At 69.6% G+C, this 540-nt stretch carries 1 protein-coding gene; it reads right to left on the bottom strand.

Going from position 1 to position 540, the window contains the following annotated elements:
- Positions 1 to 122: 122 nt before the first annotated feature.
- Positions 123 to 540 (bottom strand): chorismate lyase (locus CXQ94_RS24050; RefSeq protein WP_104092595.1); only part of this gene is annotated, 418 nt, incomplete at its 5' end.

The raw sequence follows: 540 nt of genomic DNA, 5'->3' as shown, positions 1-540 counted from the left end.
GGTCCAGGCGCATCAGCTGGATGAAGTCCCAGGCGCGCGGGTGCAGGCGATTGCACGATTGCAGCAGTTTCAGATACATCAACGGCTCTCCTTGGCGGAAGGGGGCATGCAGAGCGGCGCGCTCAGGGCGTGACGGCGGCGGCCTGCCACAGCCCGGGGAGGAACACCTCGGCGACCAGCACGCCGAGTCGATTCTGGCGGAAGCACGAGCGCCGCGCCCAGAGGCCATCGACACGGCACGCATCGGGCAGCCAGTGCGCGGGGTAATGGCGGGCCTGGAGCGTGCCGCGGGCGAAGGCTGGATCGCTGAACAGCAGCTCGCCTAAGGAGCGATTGCCCAGGCGCTGCAGGTCGAGGCCGGATTCTTCCAGTTGCGCCCGTGCCGCGACGCTGCGGGCGAACACCCAGGGCTGGCCATGGCCGCACAGATACACCTCGCGCACCCAGCCTTCGCTCTCTTCCGGAACGCCGAGCGCGGCACACTCGTCGGCGCGCAGGAGCTGCCAGGCTTCGCGCAGCGGCGTCACGCTGAACGCGCCA

This window comes from Arthrobacter sp. GMC3 (assembly GCF_002929305.1).
In the GTDB taxonomy this organism is placed as follows: Bacteria; Actinomycetota; Actinomycetes; order Actinomycetales; family Micrococcaceae; genus Specibacter.
The sequence above is the reverse complement of the archived record's forward strand: the minus strand, read 5'-3'. Positions and strand labels throughout refer to the sequence as shown.